15 protein-coding genes and 1 pseudogene are annotated in these 16,743 nt (G+C 66.1%); 13 read left to right on the forward strand and 3 right to left on the reverse strand.

The genetic code is table 11. The features are described from left to right. Positions 1-95: 95 nt before the first annotated feature. Together ACFPO9_RS01005 and ACFPO9_RS01010 are read left to right on the forward strand one after the other, a co-directional pair. On the forward strand, positions 96-1,745 hold the full coding sequence (locus ACFPO9_RS01005; RefSeq protein ID WP_379765722.1) for a bifunctional aminoglycoside phosphotransferase/ATP-binding protein: 1,650 nt from the start codon (positions 96-98) through the stop codon (positions 1,743-1,745). An 81-nt stretch (positions 1,746-1,826) separates the two neighbouring features. After that, positions 1,827-3,944, forward strand: a pseudogene (locus ACFPO9_RS01010) (putative bifunctional diguanylate cyclase/phosphodiesterase). Here the strand turns inward: ACFPO9_RS01010 and ACFPO9_RS01015 are convergent. Continuing rightward, positions 3,941-4,381 carry a LecA/PA-IL family lectin gene (locus ACFPO9_RS01015; RefSeq protein ID WP_379765725.1) on the reverse strand — a complete coding sequence of 147 codons (441 nt, stop codon included), beginning with the start codon at positions 4,379-4,381 and terminating at the stop codon, positions 3,941-3,943. The pseudogene ACFPO9_RS01010 and the gene ACFPO9_RS01015 overlap by 4 nt on opposite strands. Positions 4,382-6,074: 1,693 nt before the next feature. Next, positions 6,075-6,380 carry a hypothetical protein gene (locus tag ACFPO9_RS01020; RefSeq protein WP_379765728.1) on the reverse strand — a complete coding sequence of 102 codons (306 nt, stop codon included), beginning with the start codon at positions 6,378-6,380 and terminating at the stop codon, positions 6,075-6,077. Positions 6,381-6,759: 379 nt separating this feature from the next. On the opposite strand from ACFPO9_RS01020, the gene ACFPO9_RS01025 reads away from it, so the two are divergent. The 11 genes from ACFPO9_RS01025 to ACFPO9_RS01075 all read left to right on the forward strand — a co-directional run bounded on the left by ACFPO9_RS01025 (position 6,760) and on the right by ACFPO9_RS01075 (position 15,542). Further along, positions 6,760-7,650, forward strand: coding sequence for an ROK family protein (locus ACFPO9_RS01025; RefSeq protein WP_379765731.1), 891 nt, complete (start codon positions 6,760-6,762; stop codon positions 7,648-7,650). Further along, positions 7,643-8,374, forward strand: coding sequence for a copper homeostasis protein CutC (locus ACFPO9_RS01030; protein WP_379765734.1), 732 nt, complete (start codon positions 7,643-7,645; stop codon positions 8,372-8,374). The genes ACFPO9_RS01025 and ACFPO9_RS01030 overlap by 8 nt, the downstream gene beginning before the upstream one ends. A gap of 49 nt (positions 8,375-8,423) precedes the next feature. Continuing rightward, positions 8,424-9,083: an amino acid ABC transporter permease gene (locus ACFPO9_RS01035; protein ID WP_379765737.1), complete on the forward strand. Its 660-nt coding sequence runs from the start codon at positions 8,424-8,426 to the stop codon at positions 9,081-9,083. A gap of 12 nt (positions 9,084-9,095) precedes the next feature. Continuing rightward, positions 9,096-9,767 (forward strand): amino acid ABC transporter permease, encoded by a 672-nt coding sequence (locus ACFPO9_RS01040; protein ID WP_379765740.1) that lies wholly within the window; start codon positions 9,096-9,098, stop codon positions 9,765-9,767. Continuing rightward, complete coding sequence (locus ACFPO9_RS01045; RefSeq protein WP_379765743.1) at positions 9,768-10,502, forward strand: amino acid ABC transporter ATP-binding protein; 735 nt, start codon at positions 9,768-9,770, stop codon at positions 10,500-10,502. Then, entirely contained in the window at positions 10,499-11,425 is a 927-nt protein-coding gene (locus ACFPO9_RS01050; protein ID WP_379765746.1) for a N(4)-(beta-N-acetylglucosaminyl)-L-asparaginase, read from the forward strand. Before ACFPO9_RS01045 ends, ACFPO9_RS01050 begins: the two co-directional genes overlap by 4 nt. 11 nt (positions 11,426-11,436) lie before the next feature. Beyond that, positions 11,437-12,225 carry a transporter substrate-binding domain-containing protein gene (locus ACFPO9_RS01055; RefSeq protein WP_379765749.1) on the forward strand — a complete coding sequence of 263 codons (789 nt, stop codon included), beginning with the start codon at positions 11,437-11,439 and terminating at the stop codon, positions 12,223-12,225. 102 nt (positions 12,226-12,327) lie between these two features. Beyond that, entirely contained in the window at positions 12,328-12,792 is a 465-nt protein-coding gene (locus ACFPO9_RS01060) for a hypothetical protein (protein ID WP_379765752.1), read from the forward strand. Then, positions 12,792-13,697, forward strand: coding sequence for a DUF2145 domain-containing protein (locus tag ACFPO9_RS01065; RefSeq protein WP_379765754.1), 906 nt, complete (start codon positions 12,792-12,794; stop codon positions 13,695-13,697). Before ACFPO9_RS01060 ends, ACFPO9_RS01065 begins: the two co-directional genes overlap by 1 nt. Before the next feature lie 8 nt (positions 13,698-13,705). Further along, on the forward strand, positions 13,706-15,082 hold the full coding sequence (locus tag ACFPO9_RS01070; RefSeq protein WP_379765757.1) for a serine hydrolase domain-containing protein: 1,377 nt from the start codon (positions 13,706-13,708) through the stop codon (positions 15,080-15,082). Positions 15,083-15,170: 88 nt separating this feature from the next. Next, a complete protein-coding gene (locus tag ACFPO9_RS01075; protein ID WP_379765760.1) occupies positions 15,171-15,542 on the forward strand; it encodes a hypothetical protein in 372 nt (123 codons plus the stop codon). On the opposite strand, the gene ACFPO9_RS01080 is transcribed toward ACFPO9_RS01075, so the two are convergent. Continuing rightward, positions 15,539-16,648, reverse strand: coding sequence for a catalase family protein (locus tag ACFPO9_RS01080; RefSeq protein WP_379765763.1), 1,110 nt, complete (start codon positions 16,646-16,648; stop codon positions 15,539-15,541). The genes ACFPO9_RS01075 and ACFPO9_RS01080 overlap by 4 nt on opposite strands. Positions 16,649-16,743 lie beyond the last annotated feature (95 nt).

Genomic DNA, 16,743 nt, shown 5'->3' on the forward strand with positions numbered 1-16,743 from the left:
CAGCTTTCATTCAATGAGATACGCAGTGTCTTCGCCTGCGCAGATAATTGTTTGATGCCGATCAAAGTTGTCAGTCGCAGAACCAGGGCAGTGTGATGAATGCACAGGCGCAGCAAAGGCGGCTCATCGATCGCATCGCGCGTATGCTCGAAGCGGACGGCAAGGACGTGGGCCAGTTCGAAACCCACATTTCGCGGGTACTGGTCGCGGCAGGATATGCATTCAAGTTCAAGAAGGCGCTGCGCCTTCCTTTCCTCGACTTCTCCACGCTGGAGGCGCGCCGTTTCTACTGCCAGGAGGAGTGCCGGCTGAACCGCCGGCTCGCGCCCGGGGTTTATATCGACGTCGCGCCAGTGGGCGGCAGTCTCGTGCACCCGGTCCTGGGCGGCGCCGGCGAGGCGATCGAGTACGCGGTGCGGATGCATGCCTTCGAACAGTCGGACTTGTGGAGCAAGCGGCTCGCGCATGGTCTGCTCGACGGCGGGGACGTGGACGGTCTTGCGCTGCTATTGGCCGGCTTTCATCTCGACGCCGCGCGGGCGCCGCCGGACGCCGGGTGGGGCGCGCCGGAAGGCGTCTCCGCCAGTTTTGGCGACACGCTCGCCGAGCTGCGTGAACTCGTGCCGCAGGGCGCAGGCGAGGACCGGCTGCCGGTGCTGGGCGAATGGGAGAGCTTGGAGCGCATGCGCCTGGGCCGTGCCTTTCGCCACAGGAAGGCCCAGGGCATGATCAGGGCGTGCCACGGTGACCTGCATTGCGACAATATCCTGACGACGAACGGGCAGGTGCAGGCCTTCGACTGCATCGAGTTCAGTGAGGACCTGCGCTGGATCGACGTCATGAGCGACCTCGCGTTCGCCCACATGGATCTTGAATTCCATGGCCGCCCGGAGCTTGCGGCGAGGCTGCTGAACCGGTATCTGGAAATCACGGGCGACTATGCCGGACTGGCCGTATTCACCTATTACCGTGTCTATCGGGCTGTGGTACGCGCGAAAGTAATGCTGCTGCGCGCCAGCCAGTTGGGCACCCCCGCCGGCGACCGGGCCGCGGCCAGGCTGGCCGGCCTGTCCTACCTGGCGTTCGCGCAGCGCTGCTCGCGTACCGGGCAACGCGCCATCATGATCACCCACGGCTATTCAGGCAGCGGCAAGACGACTTTTTCCCGCGGCGTCGTGGAACTGCTGGGTGCGATACAGCTGCGCTCCGATGTGGAGCGCAAGCGCCTGTATGGCGATTTGGCAGAAGTCGCGCCGGACGGACTTTACAGCGATGCCACGACCCGCCGCACCTATGAGCACCTGCGGAAACTCGCCACAGCGGTGGTGGCGGCCGGATGGCCGGTGATCGTCGATGCCGCATTCCTGATGGCATGGCAGCGCGAGGCCTTCCGCAGGCTGGCGGCGGACATGATCGTCCCATTCTTCGTCTTCGACGTACATGCTGGCCACACGGCGATGCGGGACCGTATCCGCTCGCGGCGGCAGTCCGCGGCGGACGCATCGGATGCGGACGAGCGCGTCCTCGAGCGCCAGTACGACGCAAGCGAAGCGCTCGCGCCGGAAGAGCGGGTGCACGCCCTGTTCATCGACACGGAACCCGGACTGAGCCCGAAGCGGGTGCGCGAAACCTGTGCGCCGGTGCTGTCGATGTTTCGTGCAGCGTCGCAGGCGGCGCAGGCGGGGCCGGTACATGCCGCTCATATCGCCGGCCAGCAGCGATCCGGGGATTGGCCTCAGGGATAAAGGATGCATCCGGCGCCGAGCATGGATCAATTGTGCTTCGATTTTTCTCCTGGTGGCCAACATCACATTGCAGCCGCAACCATGACGTTCGATCCTGCCGCGGCGATCCAGCCGCACATCGACGACCTGCTTGAGCACCTGCCGGCAGGCGTCGTGATGCACGGCGCCGATGGACGTATCCTGTCCGCCAACCGGCTGGCAGCCGAACTGCTGGGACAGAGTCCGGAACAATTGCAGGGTACGGTGTCCGACGCTTCGGCATGGCGTTTCCTGAAGTCGAATAATACGCCGATGGCGCCGGAAGACTATCCGGTCAACGTGGTCCTGCGCACCCGGGCGAAAGTGGTCCACCTGGTCGTCGGCGTGCCAAGCACGGGCCGCGAGCCGGTGCGCTGGCTGATCTGCAATGCCTATCCGGAATTCGGCGAAGACGGCGAGCTCTTCCAGGTGGTGGTCTGTTTCACCGACTGCACCGCCCTGAAGCGCGCCAAGCAGCGCCTGCAGAAATCGGAGAAGCGGCTGCGCCTGGTGCTGCGCGGCTCGAACGACGCGCCATGGGACTATGACATGGTGACGGAAGAAGCCTATTATTCCGACCGCTGGTGGAATATGCTGGGCTATCGTCCCGGCGGACTGCCGTGCGACAAATGGCTTTGGCTGCGCTTGACCCATCCGGACGACCAGGCGGCCGTGAGCAAGTTCATGCGCAGGCTGCTGGAAGAATCGAAGCCCCGCGACACCTACAGCATCGAATTCCGGCTGCGCCACCGCGACGGCCACTACGTGCCGGTGCTATCGCGCGGCTTCGTTTTGCGCGACGCCGACGGCAAGCCGCTGCGGATCTCGGGCACCAACACCGACCTGACCGAGCGCAAGGCCGCGGAGCGGCGCATCTGGGAGGCCGCGTATTTCGACCACCTCACCGGACTGCCGAACCGTCGTTTCCTGATCGAAGAACTGGACAAGACGCTCGCCAGGAGCCGCCGCTCCGGCCGCATCGGTGCGCTGCTGTTTCTCGATCTGGACAACTTCAAGCTGCTCAACGATACGCTCGGCCACGACTTCGGCGACGCGCTGCTGCGCTAGGTTTCGCAACGCCTGCGCCACGCCTTGCGCCACAGCGACCAGCTGGCCCGCCTGGGCGGCGACGAATTCGTGATCGTCATCGAGGATCTCGGCAGCACAACGGAGGAGGCGGTGACGGAAACCGACCGCGTGGTCGAGAAGCTGCTGGCGGGGCTCGACCAGCCCTACCTCATGGAAGGGCGCATGGTGATCAGCACGCCGAGTATCGGCATCGTCCTGTTCGACGGGGTGGCAACCGACATCGACACCCTGCTCAAGCAGGCGGATCTGGCGATGTACCGGGCCAAGGCCGACGGACGCAATACCGCGCGCTTCTTCGATCCGGGCATGCAGGCCGCCGCCGACCAGCACGCCGCGCTCGAGAGCGCGCTGCGCAAGGGTTTGTCGGCCCATCAGTTCGTCCTGTTCTGCCAGCCGCAATTCAGCGGCAAGGGCAGGCTGATCGGGGCCGAGGTGCTGGTGCGATGGCGCCGCGACGGCGAAATGGTCGGCCCGGCGGAATTCATCGGCCTGGCGGAATCCTCGGGCCTGATCGTGCCGCTCGGCGAACACGTGCTTGAGGGAAGCTGCCGGGCGCTCGCGCGCTGGCAGGGCGACAGAGTGCTCGGCAAGCTGAAGCTGGCGGTGAACGTCAGCGTGCACCAGATGCGCAATCCGCAGTTTCCGCAGCATGTCGCCAGGATCCTCGCGGATACGGGGGCGCCGCCGCACAGGCTCTGCCTGGAGCTGACCGAGAGCGTGTTCGCCGAAAACGTCGCGGAGATCATCGGGCGGATGAACGAGCTCTGCAGCCAGGGGCTCCAGTTCTCGCTGGACGATTTCGGCACCGGCTATTCCTCGCTGGCCTACCTCCGGCGCTTTCCGCTGGCAGCCCTGAAGATCGACCGCTCCTTCGTGCACGATGTCCACATCGATCCGGACGCGGCGCCGATCGTCGAGGCGATCATCGCGCTGGCGCGCAAGCTCAAACTCGACATCGTCGCGGAAGGTGTCGAGTTTGAAGAGCAGCGCAGCTTCCTGGTCGATGGCGGCTGCGGCGCCTTGCAGGGCTACCTGCTGGGACGGCCGATGCCGATCGAGGACTTCGAACGCCTGTATCGCGCACCCGGCTAGCGCGGGCGGCACGCCTTCGGATCCATGTCGATCCGGGATGGCGCCCGTCTGGGGTCCGCCCACTTGAGGATCTCCACATGCACGCTGCCGCGGTTGTTGTCGAAAGCGCCGGGCTCATCGTTCATGGAGAGGCGCAGTTCGCCATAGGCCGACGAAATGAAGCATAGCTGCCGCTCGATGAGGAAAGGCGCGTTGGCGCCGATCCGGCCGATCAAGGCGCCGGTGCGGGACACGACTTCCGGAACAGTGGCCGGCTCATCCTTGCCGAAGCCTTCCGGTCCATAGAAGGGCGTGATCGCCTGCAGGCCCTGGGCCCCGTGCGACCAGAGCCCGTCCGCGGCGACGCACACGAACTGGCCTGGAGCGACGCTGACACCGGTCGCTTGCCATGGCGCGTTGGCCTGTACCGTGCGGCACTGGGCCGTGGACCTGTCCATCGTTTCGGCAGCACGCAGCTGTCCAGCCGTTAGGGCGGCAAGGGCCGCGGCAAGCAGGACCGTGCGCCGTGATTCGCACATTGCCTTCATTTTCATCTCCTTTTCGGCTGCGCGGGATGAGCAGATAAACGCCGCTGGCCTTGATGTCGAAAGGCGCCGGAACTTCATGCTGGTTACATGGGATTAGGTCAGAGTAGGCAAGCGTCCAGGCGACGGTTTGGCCAACATCAAACCTTTATTCCAAAGACCGGTCAGATCTACGATCATGATGAGCCGCCGAATTCGGAGGAGGGCGGTCTGCGCTTGTGATGACGGCTGCTGTCGTGAAGTGGGTGTACTGCAGGCGCACATAAACGCCTTGCGTTCACGAGGCGAGCCGGAGCAAAGCAGGGCGGTAGCCGGCTCGCGCCAAGCGGCGGGCTCTCAGCTGGTAGGAACCAGCGGCGTAACAAGGAGGCTGGCCATTGCGATGCGCATGAATACCCTCGGTTATTCGTGACGTACGAACTTTCAGATACGCTGAAATACAGAACGCCACGTCAGACCGTCTTGAACGATTCTGACAAGCATGCTTGCAGATCGTAGCCGATGCCGATGCCTTCAGAAAAACCTGCTTCACATGGCTTCGTCTTTCTTCTTTCTTTAAATCGACATTATTTATCGTAATGTCGAGTTCATTTTTCTTGGCTTTCCGTTCGAGTCAGGAGGCCGGAAGACGTCTCTTGCGCGGCGACGTGTTGCGGCGCCAGGCGCTCGAACCGCGCAGCCGACAAAGGCAACATTGCCCGGCCATATACGATAAAAGATGGTTGCGGGTTCAAAGCCGACCGGTCAGAAGCGCCATCCACTCGAACAAATAGCCTTGCACAAGGCAGCTTCTCCGCAGGAGGATTTTTCAGCGTTTCGCGCAGAAAGCGGTCAAGGCAGGATGGCAAACGCGGCATCCCCATACCCACATTCGCCAAGGCAGATACGACAACGGGGCCACCTTGACCGTGCCTGGAAAACCGTCCGCATGCGACGGATTCGGGCGGACGGTCGCGGCGTACGAACGGTGCGGGCATTCGAGAACCTGGTCGCGTTTCTGAAGTTCCACCGCCAGCGACCGATTTGCCTGCGGCAGTCGTGGGCCCATCTGCGAGATGGACTTGTTATTGTCGAGACCCCTAAGGACCTGCGCGGCCGGAACGTCGTGAATGAATCGGTTCCGCGCGATCCGGATCACCCGAACCAGTGCTTGGCGTGAACAGTGCGCCTTGCTGCAAAAGCCGGTAACGGTCGACGATGTCCCGAAAAACGATCTGTAGCCGTGCACCCTTGGGCGACAGTTCTCGCATGATCCAGTAGAGAACCAGCTGTGCGATGCCTCCCGAAGTGCCTGGGTTGCCCGATGCGAGAAGGCAGGGTCATGGGAGCTATGCTGCCCCTGGCTTAACCGCTTTACAGAAATCGTATTTGACATAATATAGATTATGCGCGTTTTATTCGAACTCGATGCCGCCGCCCCTGGCGGTCAAATCGCAGAATCCGCGGATGGTTTGAATGGCGCCAGGACTTGATGCACTACCCGGGCTTGAAGACACCTGCCTTGCGCGGGCGCCTGAATGGAAATCGAGAGAAGCCGGTGCGCTGCTGATGCTGCGCACCGGCTTTGTTAGCTGCGCGGCCGGGATCGGCCGTCAGCTTTCAAGCTTCAACGCTTCTTGCTGCCGGCGTCTTGCTGGTTGAATGCCTGCGAGGCATCCTGTGCCGATTCACCCTTCTTTTTGCTGCCGAGGTCATCCAGGGCCGGCGTGCCGCCGGACGCATGCTGGCCACCATGCTGCTGGCTGCCTTGCTGGCCCGATTGCTGGCTACCTTGCTGGCCGGATTGCTTGCCAGCTTGCTGTCCCGATTGCTGGCTCTGCTGGTCCCTGGAGCTGGCGGCATTCCGGTTTTGATCCGACTTGCCGCTGTCTTGCTGGACGTTCTTTCCGTCTTTTCCTTGATTCTGCGCCATCTTGATCTCCTCAATGAAGTGGTCGGAGCCCAATCATACGCCTCAGGACGAACCCAGCAAGCGGCGCTTCGATACCCTGCGGCAACGGGTTCCTCAGCAATCCAAGGCCGAGGTGCGGCCGCCGCAAGGCAAATGGCCATGCCCTGGAAGGCTTAGCGCGGGCCGAGGCGTAATGGCCAGGGCGGGGAGCTGGCGCGGCAGCGTCAAGGCCGCCGCGCACCTCACCCGGCCGCCGCCCCGGAGCATTACCAGGCCGCCCTGCCCTCGATCAGATCACCGGCCGACGTAAAATCTTGGCGCGATCAGGTTCAGGTGCGGACCAACGGCCGGCCTGGCCGGATTTCGCACCTCGACAGCATTTGCCCTTATCATTCCGGCCATGATTACCTGTTTCGATATCGGCGGCAGCGCCATCAAATGCGCTCTTGCGACGGCGGACGGCCGCATCGGCGGCCTGACCCGCGTGCCGACGCCGGCCCACGACTTCGGCGCCTTCACCGCCGCCATGCAAGCGCTGATCGAGGCCGGCGGTCCATCGCGCGGCGTCGCCGTCTCGATTGCCGGCGTGCTCGATCCGCTCGATGGCCGCATCAAGTGCGCCAACATTCCCTGCATCGACGGCCGTACCCTGGCCGCGGATCTGGGCGCGGCCTTCGGGCTGCCGGTCTGGATCATCAACGACGCCGACAGCTTCGCCCTTGCCGAAGCCCAGGCCGGCGCGGCGCGCGGCCACGCCAATGTGTTCGGTCTGATCCTCGGCACGGGGGTCGGCGGCGGCCTGGTCATCGGCGGCCGCCTGATCGGCGGTCCCGGCGGCTTTGCCGGCGAATGGGGTCACGGCCCGGTGGTAAGCAGTCCCCGTTTCCCATGCGGCTGCGGCCAGAGCGGATGTCTGGACACGATCGGCGGCGCGCGCGGCCTGGAGCGTCTTTACCGCTCCCTGAACGGGCGCTCGATGGATAGCCGCGAGATCATCGCCGCCTGGCAGTCCGGCGACGCCGACGCCGAGCGCACGATCGCCTGCTGGACCGATCTGCTGAGCGGTCCCCTGGCCATGCTGGTCAATACACTGGGCGCGTCCATGCTGCCGGTCGGCGGCGGCCTGGCCAACAGCGCGCCCTTGATCGCGCGCCTCGACCAGGCGGTGCGCGCCCGGATCCTGCGCAAGACCGGCCAGCCCATCGTCGTGCCCGGCCAGGCCGGCGCGGAACCGGGATTGATCGGCGCGGCCTGGCTGGGCCTCGACAAGCTGGGCGGCGCGCATGCCTGAGGCGATCGCGCTGGAAGTCTGCGTCGACAATGTCCACGGCCTGGCCGCGGCGCTCGACGGCGGCGCCGACCGCATCGAATTGTGCAGCGCCCTCGACGTCGGCGGCCTGACGCCGGGCGCCGGCCTGCTGCGCGCGGCGGCGTCCAGCCCGGTGCCGGTGGTGGCCATGATCCGCCCGCGCGGCGGCGACTTCTGCTTCGACGCGCTCGAGACCCGGCTGATGCTGGACGAAATCGCCGCCGTCGCCGACGCCGGCCTGCAAGGCGTGGTGCTGGGCGCATCGACGCCGGACGGCCAACTGGACGCACGAACCCTCGAACGGCTGCTGCGCCGCGCGATGGACCATGGGCTGCGCTGCACGCTGCACCGGGCCATCGACCTAAGCCCGGACCTGGCGCAGGCCACCCGGCTGGCCATCGACCTGGGCTTCGAACGCATCCTGAGTTCCGGCGGCGCCAGGAGCGCGCTGGAAGGCATCGAAGGCCTGCGGCGCTGCTTCGATGCCGCCGCCGGCCGCATCGCGATCATGCCCGGCGCCGGCATCGACGCCGGCAACCTGGACTTGCTGCGTGCGCGGCTGCCGCTGACCGACATCCACGCATCCTGCTCGGCGCCGCTGCCACCGGCATCGCCACAGGTGTTGGCCTTCGGCTTCGATAGCGGCGCGCGGCGCCAGACCGCCAGCGCTAAAGTCGCCGCGCTGAAAGCTAAACTGCGGGCCTGACGCCGCCTTTTGCTTGAAATGCAAGGCCGCGTATGTGACACTCGGCCGGATGAGCTTCGATCTTGCACCTCTTGCGCCCTATGCCGGCGACCTGGCGGCCGGCGCCCGGCTGACCGCCCTCGCCTGCGCGCTGGCCCTTGCCGGCGGCCTGGCCCTGGGCGTGCCGGCGGCCCTGATGCGCACCGCGGCGCTGCCGCTGGCCCGGCGCGTGGCCGAGGTCTACGTCGACATCTTCCGCAACGTTCCCTTCATCGTCCAGCTGTTCTTCCTGTTCTACGGGCTGCCCGAAATCGGCGTCCAGCTGAGCGCCTTCGGCACCGGCGTGCTGGCGCTGTCGCTGGCGGGTGGTGCCTTCAGTTCCGACGCGATCCGCTCGGGCATCCTGGCGATCGAGCCCGGGGTGCTGGAGGCGGCCCAGGTCAGCGGGCTGTCGCGCTTCGCCATTGCCCGCCGCATCGTGCTGCCGATCGCGCTGCGCAGCGCCTTGCGGCCTTTGGGCTCGGTGTTCGTGAACCTGATCCTGACTTCGTCGATCCTGTCGGCGATCACGCTGAACGAGCTGACCGGCAGCGCAAAGATCATCGCCGCCGACACTTTCCAGCCCTTCGAGGTCTACGCCTTGGTCCTGCTGCTGTATGCCGTGCTGACCTGGCTGGTGTCGCTGTCGGCCGGCGCGCTGCACCGCCGTTTGAACAGGCGCATTTACTGACGACGAGGCCCGATGCGCTATACCGATTTCACACCGCACGATCTGGTCCTGCTGCTGCAGGGCCTGGGCGTTTCCGCCGCGCTGTTCGCCGCCACCACGCTGATCGGTTCCATCATCGGCCTGGCCTGGGCGCTGCTGCGCTATTACCGCGTGCGGCTGCTGGCGCCCTTGGCGGCGCTGGTCGCCGAGCTGCTGAAGAATTCGCCGGTGCTGGTGCAGCTCTTCCTGGTCTTCTTCGGCTTGCCCGTGCTGCTCGAGACGGACTTGAGCCCGGTGCAGGCCGCGCTCATCACGCTGTCCGGGAACACGGCGGCCTTCATGTATGTGATCGCGGTGTCCGCCATCGAATCGGTCGGACGCGAGCAGCTGGAGACGGCGCGCGTGTTCGGCTTGAGCCGCTGGCAGACCCTGCGCCGCATCGTCGCGCCGCAGGCGGCGGCTTTCAGCCTCGGGCCGCTGGCCGGGCTGCTGGTCAACCAGCTGCAGGTGACTTCGCTGATCTCGGTGATCGGCGTGGTCGACCTGACCAAGGCGGGCGCGATCCTGAACCTGCGCACCTTGAAGCCCTTCATCGTCTGGACCGTGATCGGCCTGCTGTATTACCTGATGGCCCGGCTGATCGCCGGGGCCTGCGCCCGCGCGGAAGTGCGCCTGCGCGCGCATGGTCAATGGAAGGGTTTGTAAATGATCGCTATCGAAGGCGTCGTCAAGCGCTTCGGCGCCAACACCGTGCTGGATGGCGTGGACCTGCGCATCGCGCCGGGCGAGGTGGTGTCCATCCTGGGCGCCAGCGGCTCCGGCAAATCGACGCTGATCCGCTGCATCAACGGCCTCGAACCGCTCGACGGCGGCGCCATTGCCGTCGACGGCAACCGGGTCGACGATGCGAAACAGCTGCAGCGCGCGCGCCGCTGCTGCGGCACCGTGTTCCAGCTGTTTAACCTGTATCCGCACATGACGGCGCTGCAGAACATTACGCTGGCGCCGATCGAAGTGCTGAAAACCCCGCGGCGCCAGGCCGAGGAGGAAGCACGCCAACTGCTGGCCTCCGTGGGCCTGCTTGATCGCGCGGATGCCTGGCCGGCCCAGCTCTCCGGCGGCCAGCGCCAGCGGGTCGGCATCTGCCGCGCGCTGGCGATGAAGCCGCGCTACCTGCTGCTGGACGAAGTCACCAGCGCGCTCGATCCGGAGATGACGGCCGAGGTGTTGAATATACTGGCCAAGCTGGCCGCGAGCGGCACCACGATGCTGTTCGTGACCCACGAAATCGCATTCGCCCGCCAGATCTCGAACCGCATCGTGTTCCTTGACCAGGGCCGCCTGCTGGCCGACCTGCCGACCGCGCAGTTCTTTGCCGCGGAAGGCGGCTTTGCGCAGCCGCGTATCGCCCAATTTTTATCGAAGATGAGCAAGTCATGAGAATGTTGTTGGCAAATGCCGAGGCCTGGCCCGGCTTCGACACCAGCGTGGCGCTGTTGAAACAAGGCGGCGCGGGCATCGATGCCATGGTGAGCGGCATCGCCAGGGTTGAACGCGAAGCCCGGGTGCGCAGCGTCGGCTACGGCGGCTGGCCGAACATGCTGGGCGAGATGGAATTCGACGCCGGCGTCATGGACGGCACCACGCGCGAAGTCGGCGCGGTCGGCGCGGTGCCGGCCACGCTGCCTGTCTCCGCGCTGGCGCACGAGGTCATGAAGCACCTGCCGCACGTGATGCTGACGGGGCTTGGCGCGCGACGCTTCGCGACCGAGCGCGGTTTCGCCGTCGACGAGGTGCTGCACCCGGACAGCAAGCGGGTCTGGTGGGAGCGCCTGCAGAATGAGATGTCGCCGGAACAGCGGGCGGCCTTTCCCGACATTCCGCTGGCGCCGCTCAGCAACACGATCACCGATCCAGAACGCGTGCGCGACACCACGGTCTTCCTGGGCGTCGACGCCGGCGACAATATCGGCGTGGTCACCTCGACCTCCGGCTGGGCATGGAAGTACCCGGGCCGCCTGGGCGATTCGCCGGTCCCGGGCGCGGGCTTCTACGCGGACAGCCGCTACGGCGCCGCCGCCTGCACCCACACCGGCGAGATGACCATGCGCTGCTCGACCTCGCGCAGCATCGTGCTGGCGATGCGGCTCGGCTACACGCTCGAAGACGCGGTCAAGCTCGCGGTGGAAGAGCTGGCCGAGCTGAAGACCGGCTTCCTGGCCGGTGTCGTCATCCACGCGATCGACGCCCAGGGCAAGCACCAGGTGGTCAATTACCGCTGCGACGAAGAGATCCGTTATTGGTACTGGGACGAGCGCATGGCCGCGCCGGAACTGCGCGTCGCCGCCACGATCGAACCCTGAAAGGACGAGACATGCAAAGCTTTAAATATGTAGCCGCCGTGGCCCTGATCCTGGCCGCAGCCTCGGCCCGGGCCGGCCGCATCGAAGACATCAAGGCGCGCGGCTATGTGCGGATCGGCGTCTCGCTGGGCGGCGAGCCTGTGGGCTTCCGCAACGCCGCCAACGAACCGGTCGGCTATGACGTCGACGTGGCGAAAGCGCTGGCGGCAAGGCTCGGCGTGCCTGTCAGGTTTTCGGATGTGTCCTCGGACGCGCGCATCTCGATGCTGATGTCGAAGCAGCTCGACCTGGTGGTGGCCAACGTCTCGATCACGCCGCAACGTGCGCGCGTGGTGGATTTTTCCATTCCCTACAACCAGGCCGGCCTGCGCGTGATCGCGCAAAAGAGCGCGCACGTGAAGACGCTGGCGGACCTGAACGGCAAGCGCGTCGTGGTCGGCCGCGGCACCACGGCGGATGCCTTCCTGAAGAAGTCGGCGCCGCAGGCCGTCATCGTCTACACCGACAACTTCGCGCCGGACGGCGTTTTGCTGCTGCAGCAGAAACGGGTCGATGCCGGGGTCGAGGATTCCTCGCTGCTCGACTACCTGGCCAGCAAGAACGGGGAGCTGGAGACTTTGCCGGCAATGTATGGGAATACGCCGATCGGGATTGCGATGGCGAAGGGGGATCCGGCGCTGCTGAAGTTCGTGAACGGGTTTGTGGCGGACTATGTCAGGTCTGGGGCGTATGCGTCCAACTACAAGAAGTGGTGGGGTGCGAAGGCGGCGGCGCCGGTGTTGGCGCCACAGGCGCAGTAATTTCGCGTGACGGATCACGCAAATCGACCCGGGCAATCTGTGCAGCCCGGCCTGATGCATGTACGATATGCGCTATCCAAAGCCGAAACACGGAACACGCCCATGATCAAGTCCATCCTCCGCAGCGGTGCTGTGCTCGCCGCACTCGGCGCCGCCATCGCCATCCCCGCCCACGCCGACAGTGTCGCCTCGTCCGCCTCGAGCGCCGGTTCCGCCTCCTCCGGCAGCATCTCCGACTCGATCGGCGGCTCCAGCAACAGCTCGAACCGCGACCGCCGCGTCACCGCCGGCGACTATCGAGTGATCGACATCGCCCAGGCCCCGGCCAAGGGCGAGACCACGCGCCTGACCCTGCGTCCGGTCGCCGGCACGGCCGCCCAGGACTTCACGCTGGATGTGCCGGACCGCGCGCTGGCCGCGCGCAGCATGGGCAGCGGCGCCATCGTGCACGTGAACGAGCGCGTGTACGGCTACGAATTCGCCTACGCCGACACGAAGCAGCCGTTCTACCTGGCGCTGCAGGACGACTGGTACCGCGAACTGGGCTCGCGCAAGGTCGCCATCTGATGCTGTCGCGCCTCGCGGCCGCCGCTTTGGCCGCGATCTGCCTCGGCGCCAGCGGCGCGGCGTGGGCCGGCATCCCGGCGTTTTGCGAACGCGGCAAGGAAGTCACGGCCGCCGAGCAGGACCGCGTGCTGCGCTTTGCCGGCGCGGTCAAGCGCGAACTCGAGGCCTCGCAGCAAAGCGTGGCGCTGATTTCGCGCGCGGGCCTGGACCTGAGCCGCTTCGATCTGCTGTATTCGCACGCCGGCGTCGCCCTGAAGGACGAAGACAGCGCCTGGACCGTGCGCCAGCTCTATTATGCCTGCGACGAATCGCGTCCGCGGCTGTTCGACCAGGGCGTGCCGGGATTCGCGCTGGGCGCCGATGCGCCTGGCCAGGGCCACGTCTCGCTGGTTTTCCTCGATCCCGACGATGCCGGCCGGCTGGAGCAGGCCGCGCGCAATAAACCGCTGGCGCTGGCCCTGCTGGCCGGCCGCTACAGCGCCAACGCCTATGCCTTCGGCACGCGCTACCAGAACTGCAACCAGTGGGTGGCCGAGATCCTGGCCAGCGCCTGGGGCGCCATCGGCAGCCGGGAGAAGCCGCGCGAACACGCCCAGGCCTGGCTGCGCGAGCAGGGGTACGAAGCCGGCCCGGTCAGGCTGCGTTCGCGCTGGCTGATGTTCGCCGGCCAGTTCGTCCCGCTGGTGCACGTGGACGACCACCCGGTCGACGACATCTACGCGATGGCGCTGCGGGTCAGCGTGCCGGCCTCCATCGAAGATTTCGTGCACCGCCGTTCGCCACAGGCGCGGCGCGTGGAGCTGTGCCACGACACGCGGCACATCGTCGTGCACCGCGGCTGGGAAGCGCTGGGTCCGGGCTGCACGCCGGGGCTGGACGACGAGATCATTCCACTGGACTCTTGAATATCGTGATGCGTCACAACAAAATCGCCATGATGCTTGCCGCCGCCCTGGCGATCGCCGCCGGCGGTGCGCCGGCCAGCCCGCTGCCGGAAGCGCGAGCCGCCGCCCTCACCCGCCAACTGCAGGCGATCGTGAACGATCCCGCGATGCCATTGCCCGGCCTGTCCGTGGTGGCGATCCGCCACGGCGAGGTCGTCTATCGCCGGCACTTCGGCGCCAAGCGCATCGCCACCGCCGGCGCGCCGGCGCAGCCGATCGACGACGAGACACTGTTCAAGGTCGCGTCGGTCTCGAAATTCGTGACCACGCTGGGCGCCATGAAGCTGGTCGAGCAGGGAAAACTGTCGCTCGATGCCGACATCGGCGATGTGCTCGGCTATCGCCTGCGCAATCCGCATTTTCCCGACCGCCCGATCACGCTGCGTATGCTGCTCACGCACACGTCCTCGCTGCGCGACGCGGGCGGCTTCAAGTTCGAACCCGAGGTCGGTCTGAAGGAGGTGCTTCTGCCGGGCGGCAGCCATTACGGCAAGGGCGCGATGTGGAGCGCGGACCACGCGCCGGGCGCCTGGTTCGAATACGTGAATTTCAATTGGGGCGTGATCGCCACGCTCATGGAAGCGGCCACCGGCGAGCGCTTCGACCGCCTGATGCGCCGCCTGGTCTTCGATCCGATGGGATTGAAGGCCGGCTTCTACCTGGAGGATTTTGGGCCGGCGCGGGAACAGGACGTCGCCACCCTGTACCGGAAACGCGAAAGGGACGGCGCCGAAGCCTGGGATCCGCAAGGTCCCTGGGTCGCCCAGACCGACGATTTCGGCGTCGTGGCACCGACCGCGCCGGGCAGGCTCCCGGAATACGAGGCGGGCGCCAACGGCACCATCTTCGGTCCGCAAGGGAGCCTGCGCATCTCCACCGCCGATCTCGCGCAGATCATGCTGATGCTGATGAATGGCGGCCGGAGCAAGGGCAAGCAGATCCTGGCGCCGCAGACGGTCAAAAACATGTTCGCCCGCCAGTGGACCCTGCACCCGGCCGGCGCGAACGGCAGCGCCAACGGCGACGGCGGCAGCTACCGCGGCCTGTATCACGCCTGGGGCCTGGGCAACCAGCAGTTCACGGATACCAGCATCGTCCGGGATGGCCACGCCAGCGGCGACCGCCTGGTCGAAAGCGGCGGCTTCAAGGGCGTCGGCCACCTCGGCTGGTCCTGGGGCCTGAACGCGCTGTTCGTGTTCGATCCCGAAAAACGCGATGGCATGATCTACGTGAGCACCGGCGTCGGCGCCGATCCGGACAAGCAGCCCGGCAGGTTCTCGTCCGAAGCGCGCTTCCAGGAACGCATCACCGATGCGCTTTACCGCGGCGCCATCGCACCGCGCTGAGGGATTTGTGACCCGGCGTCACAAATCCGTGACGCGTCACGCAATTCGAGCTTGCCTTAATGTAACTCATCACGAATAATGTGATGAAATGCCAACCAGCGCCACCGCAATGAAACAGCCGGAAGACCAACGCACCATCGAACTCGCCCTCGAGGCCGCCGCAGCCCGCAAGCGCGGCCGTCCGCCCAAGGCCGACAAGCTCAGCGATGCGGAACGCGCCCGCCGCTACCGCGCGCGCCAGAAGATGATGCCGAAGGACGATTGGAACTACGAGCAGTTGACGACCCTCGCGCGCGCCGAGATCCTGCGCCTGCTGGAAGGCGCGACGGCCAAGCCGGCTTCCGAGACCGAACTGGTGTCCAACTGGGCCTATGGCATGTTCCTGCTGTGGGACCGCACGACCGCCCAGTGCCAGCGCGCCGACGATCGCAAGGAACTGCTGGCGCTGGTCAACGTCTAAACGCTGCGAAGACCGTCCAGGTCGCGCGGCTCGCTGATCTCCATACCGTTGCGCTCGGCGCGGAAACGCTTCGACATTGCGTACACATCCTTGCGCACCCGCATGACGGAGCCGAGCGGCCGGTGCGCCGCCAGTGCATGCCAGGGGTTGAACTGCATGCCCTCGTCGATGCGGCGCGCACGTTCCTCGCTCCAGGCCTGCTGCGGCGCCAGGCGCAGGCGGGCGACGGCCACGTAGGGGCTGAGTTCCTGCGGCCACTCGACCGAGGCGTCCTCGATCGGCATCTTGTCGAGATCGGTGCACAGCTGGATGCGCAGCTCCCATTCGCCGCCCTGGGCCGAAAAATATTCGACGACCGCGTCGCGCAGGCCGTCCGGCTTGTCCTTCAGGTCGACCGGCGCATCCTTCAGCGCGGTCAAGGACGACGAAACCGGCGCCACCGACACCTTGGCCATGTAGTCGCCGTACAGGATCGGCACCTGGCTGAAATAGGTTTCGCCCAGCGGGTTCGTCTCCGGATGGCCGCCCAGCGACTTCAGCGTGGCGCTTTCGCCGCCCACCGCTTCGATCGCCTTCTCGGCGCCGCGCGCCACCGCCGAGAACAGGCGCTTCAGGTTGGGCGCCTTGTCGGTGGTCGAGGCCAGCAGTTTCGCGTTGCCGGCAAATTTACGGGCGGTCGGGGCGGCGAACACCGGGCCATTCACCATCACGAAGTCCTGGGTCGCATCGCCCTCGCTGCCGTCGACGCGCACGCCCGGCACGCCGACCACCTTCAGCGCCATGCCGCGCGGGGTCGAGACGTCGTCGCTGAGGATGTCGCCCGGCGTGGTGGACAGGCGCAGCACCACCGGATAGCTGCCCGGCTGGGCAAACAGGCCCTGGGCGTAGGCCGGCGGCAAGCCTTCGAGCACGCTCAATTCGCCGACCAGCAGGCCGTGGGTCTTGGCATGCACGCTGCGGATCGCATGGCCGGAATCCTCGTAGGTCTTCACGGAGATGCTGTGCATCGTGTCCTTCAGGTCGAAAACCGTCTCGGCTTCCTTGTCTTCGGGCACTTCGACAGCCGGGGAATACGGGATCGGGCGGATTTCAGCGGGAGCGTTCATGGGTTTGGCCTGGTAGGTAATCGGCCCTCGATCCTGACAGCCGCCGGGTCGGCGCTCTGTGCTACGCCGCACAGACAACGCACATGCGCAGCGTC

Source organism: Massilia aerilata, assembly GCF_042656905.1.
GTDB lineage: Bacteria > Pseudomonadota > Gammaproteobacteria > Burkholderiales > Burkholderiaceae_D > Telluria > Telluria aerilata.

Coding starts and splice junctions, on each gene's coding strand:
- ACFPO9_RS01020 (WP_379765728.1), bottom strand. CDS start 6,380: ATGGCGCAGAATCAAGGAAAAGACGGAAAGAACGTCCAGCAAGACAGC.
- ACFPO9_RS01055 (WP_379765749.1), top strand. CDS start 11,437: ATGCAAAGCTTTAAATATGTAGCCGCCGTGGCCCTGATCCTGGCCGCA.
- ACFPO9_RS01080 (WP_379765763.1), bottom strand. CDS start 16,648: ATGAACGCTCCCGCTGAAATCCGCCCGATCCCGTATTCCCCGGCTGTC.
- ACFPO9_RS01035 (WP_379765737.1), top strand. CDS start 8,424: ATGAGCTTCGATCTTGCACCTCTTGCGCCCTATGCCGGCGACCTGGCG.
- ACFPO9_RS01060 (WP_379765752.1), top strand. CDS start 12,328: ATGATCAAGTCCATCCTCCGCAGCGGTGCTGTGCTCGCCGCACTCGGC.
- ACFPO9_RS01045 (WP_379765743.1), top strand. CDS start 9,768: ATGATCGCTATCGAAGGCGTCGTCAAGCGCTTCGGCGCCAACACCGTG.
- ACFPO9_RS01070 (WP_379765757.1), top strand. CDS start 13,706: ATGCGTCACAACAAAATCGCCATGATGCTTGCCGCCGCCCTGGCGATC.
- ACFPO9_RS01040 (WP_379765740.1), top strand. CDS start 9,096: ATGCGCTATACCGATTTCACACCGCACGATCTGGTCCTGCTGCTGCAG.
- ACFPO9_RS01065 (WP_379765754.1), top strand. CDS start 12,792: ATGCTGTCGCGCCTCGCGGCCGCCGCTTTGGCCGCGATCTGCCTCGGC.
- ACFPO9_RS01030 (WP_379765734.1), top strand. CDS start 7,643: ATGCCTGAGGCGATCGCGCTGGAAGTCTGCGTCGACAATGTCCACGGC.
- ACFPO9_RS01015 (WP_379765725.1), bottom strand. CDS start 4,381: ATGGACAGGTCCACGGCCCAGTGCCGCACGGTACAGGCCAACGCGCCA.
- ACFPO9_RS01075 (WP_379765760.1), top strand. CDS start 15,171: ATGCCAACCAGCGCCACCGCAATGAAACAGCCGGAAGACCAACGCACC.
- ACFPO9_RS01025 (WP_379765731.1), top strand. CDS start 6,760: ATGATTACCTGTTTCGATATCGGCGGCAGCGCCATCAAATGCGCTCTT.
- ACFPO9_RS01005 (WP_379765722.1), top strand. CDS start 96: ATGAATGCACAGGCGCAGCAAAGGCGGCTCATCGATCGCATCGCGCGT.
- ACFPO9_RS01050 (WP_379765746.1), top strand. CDS start 10,499: ATGAGAATGTTGTTGGCAAATGCCGAGGCCTGGCCCGGCTTCGACACC.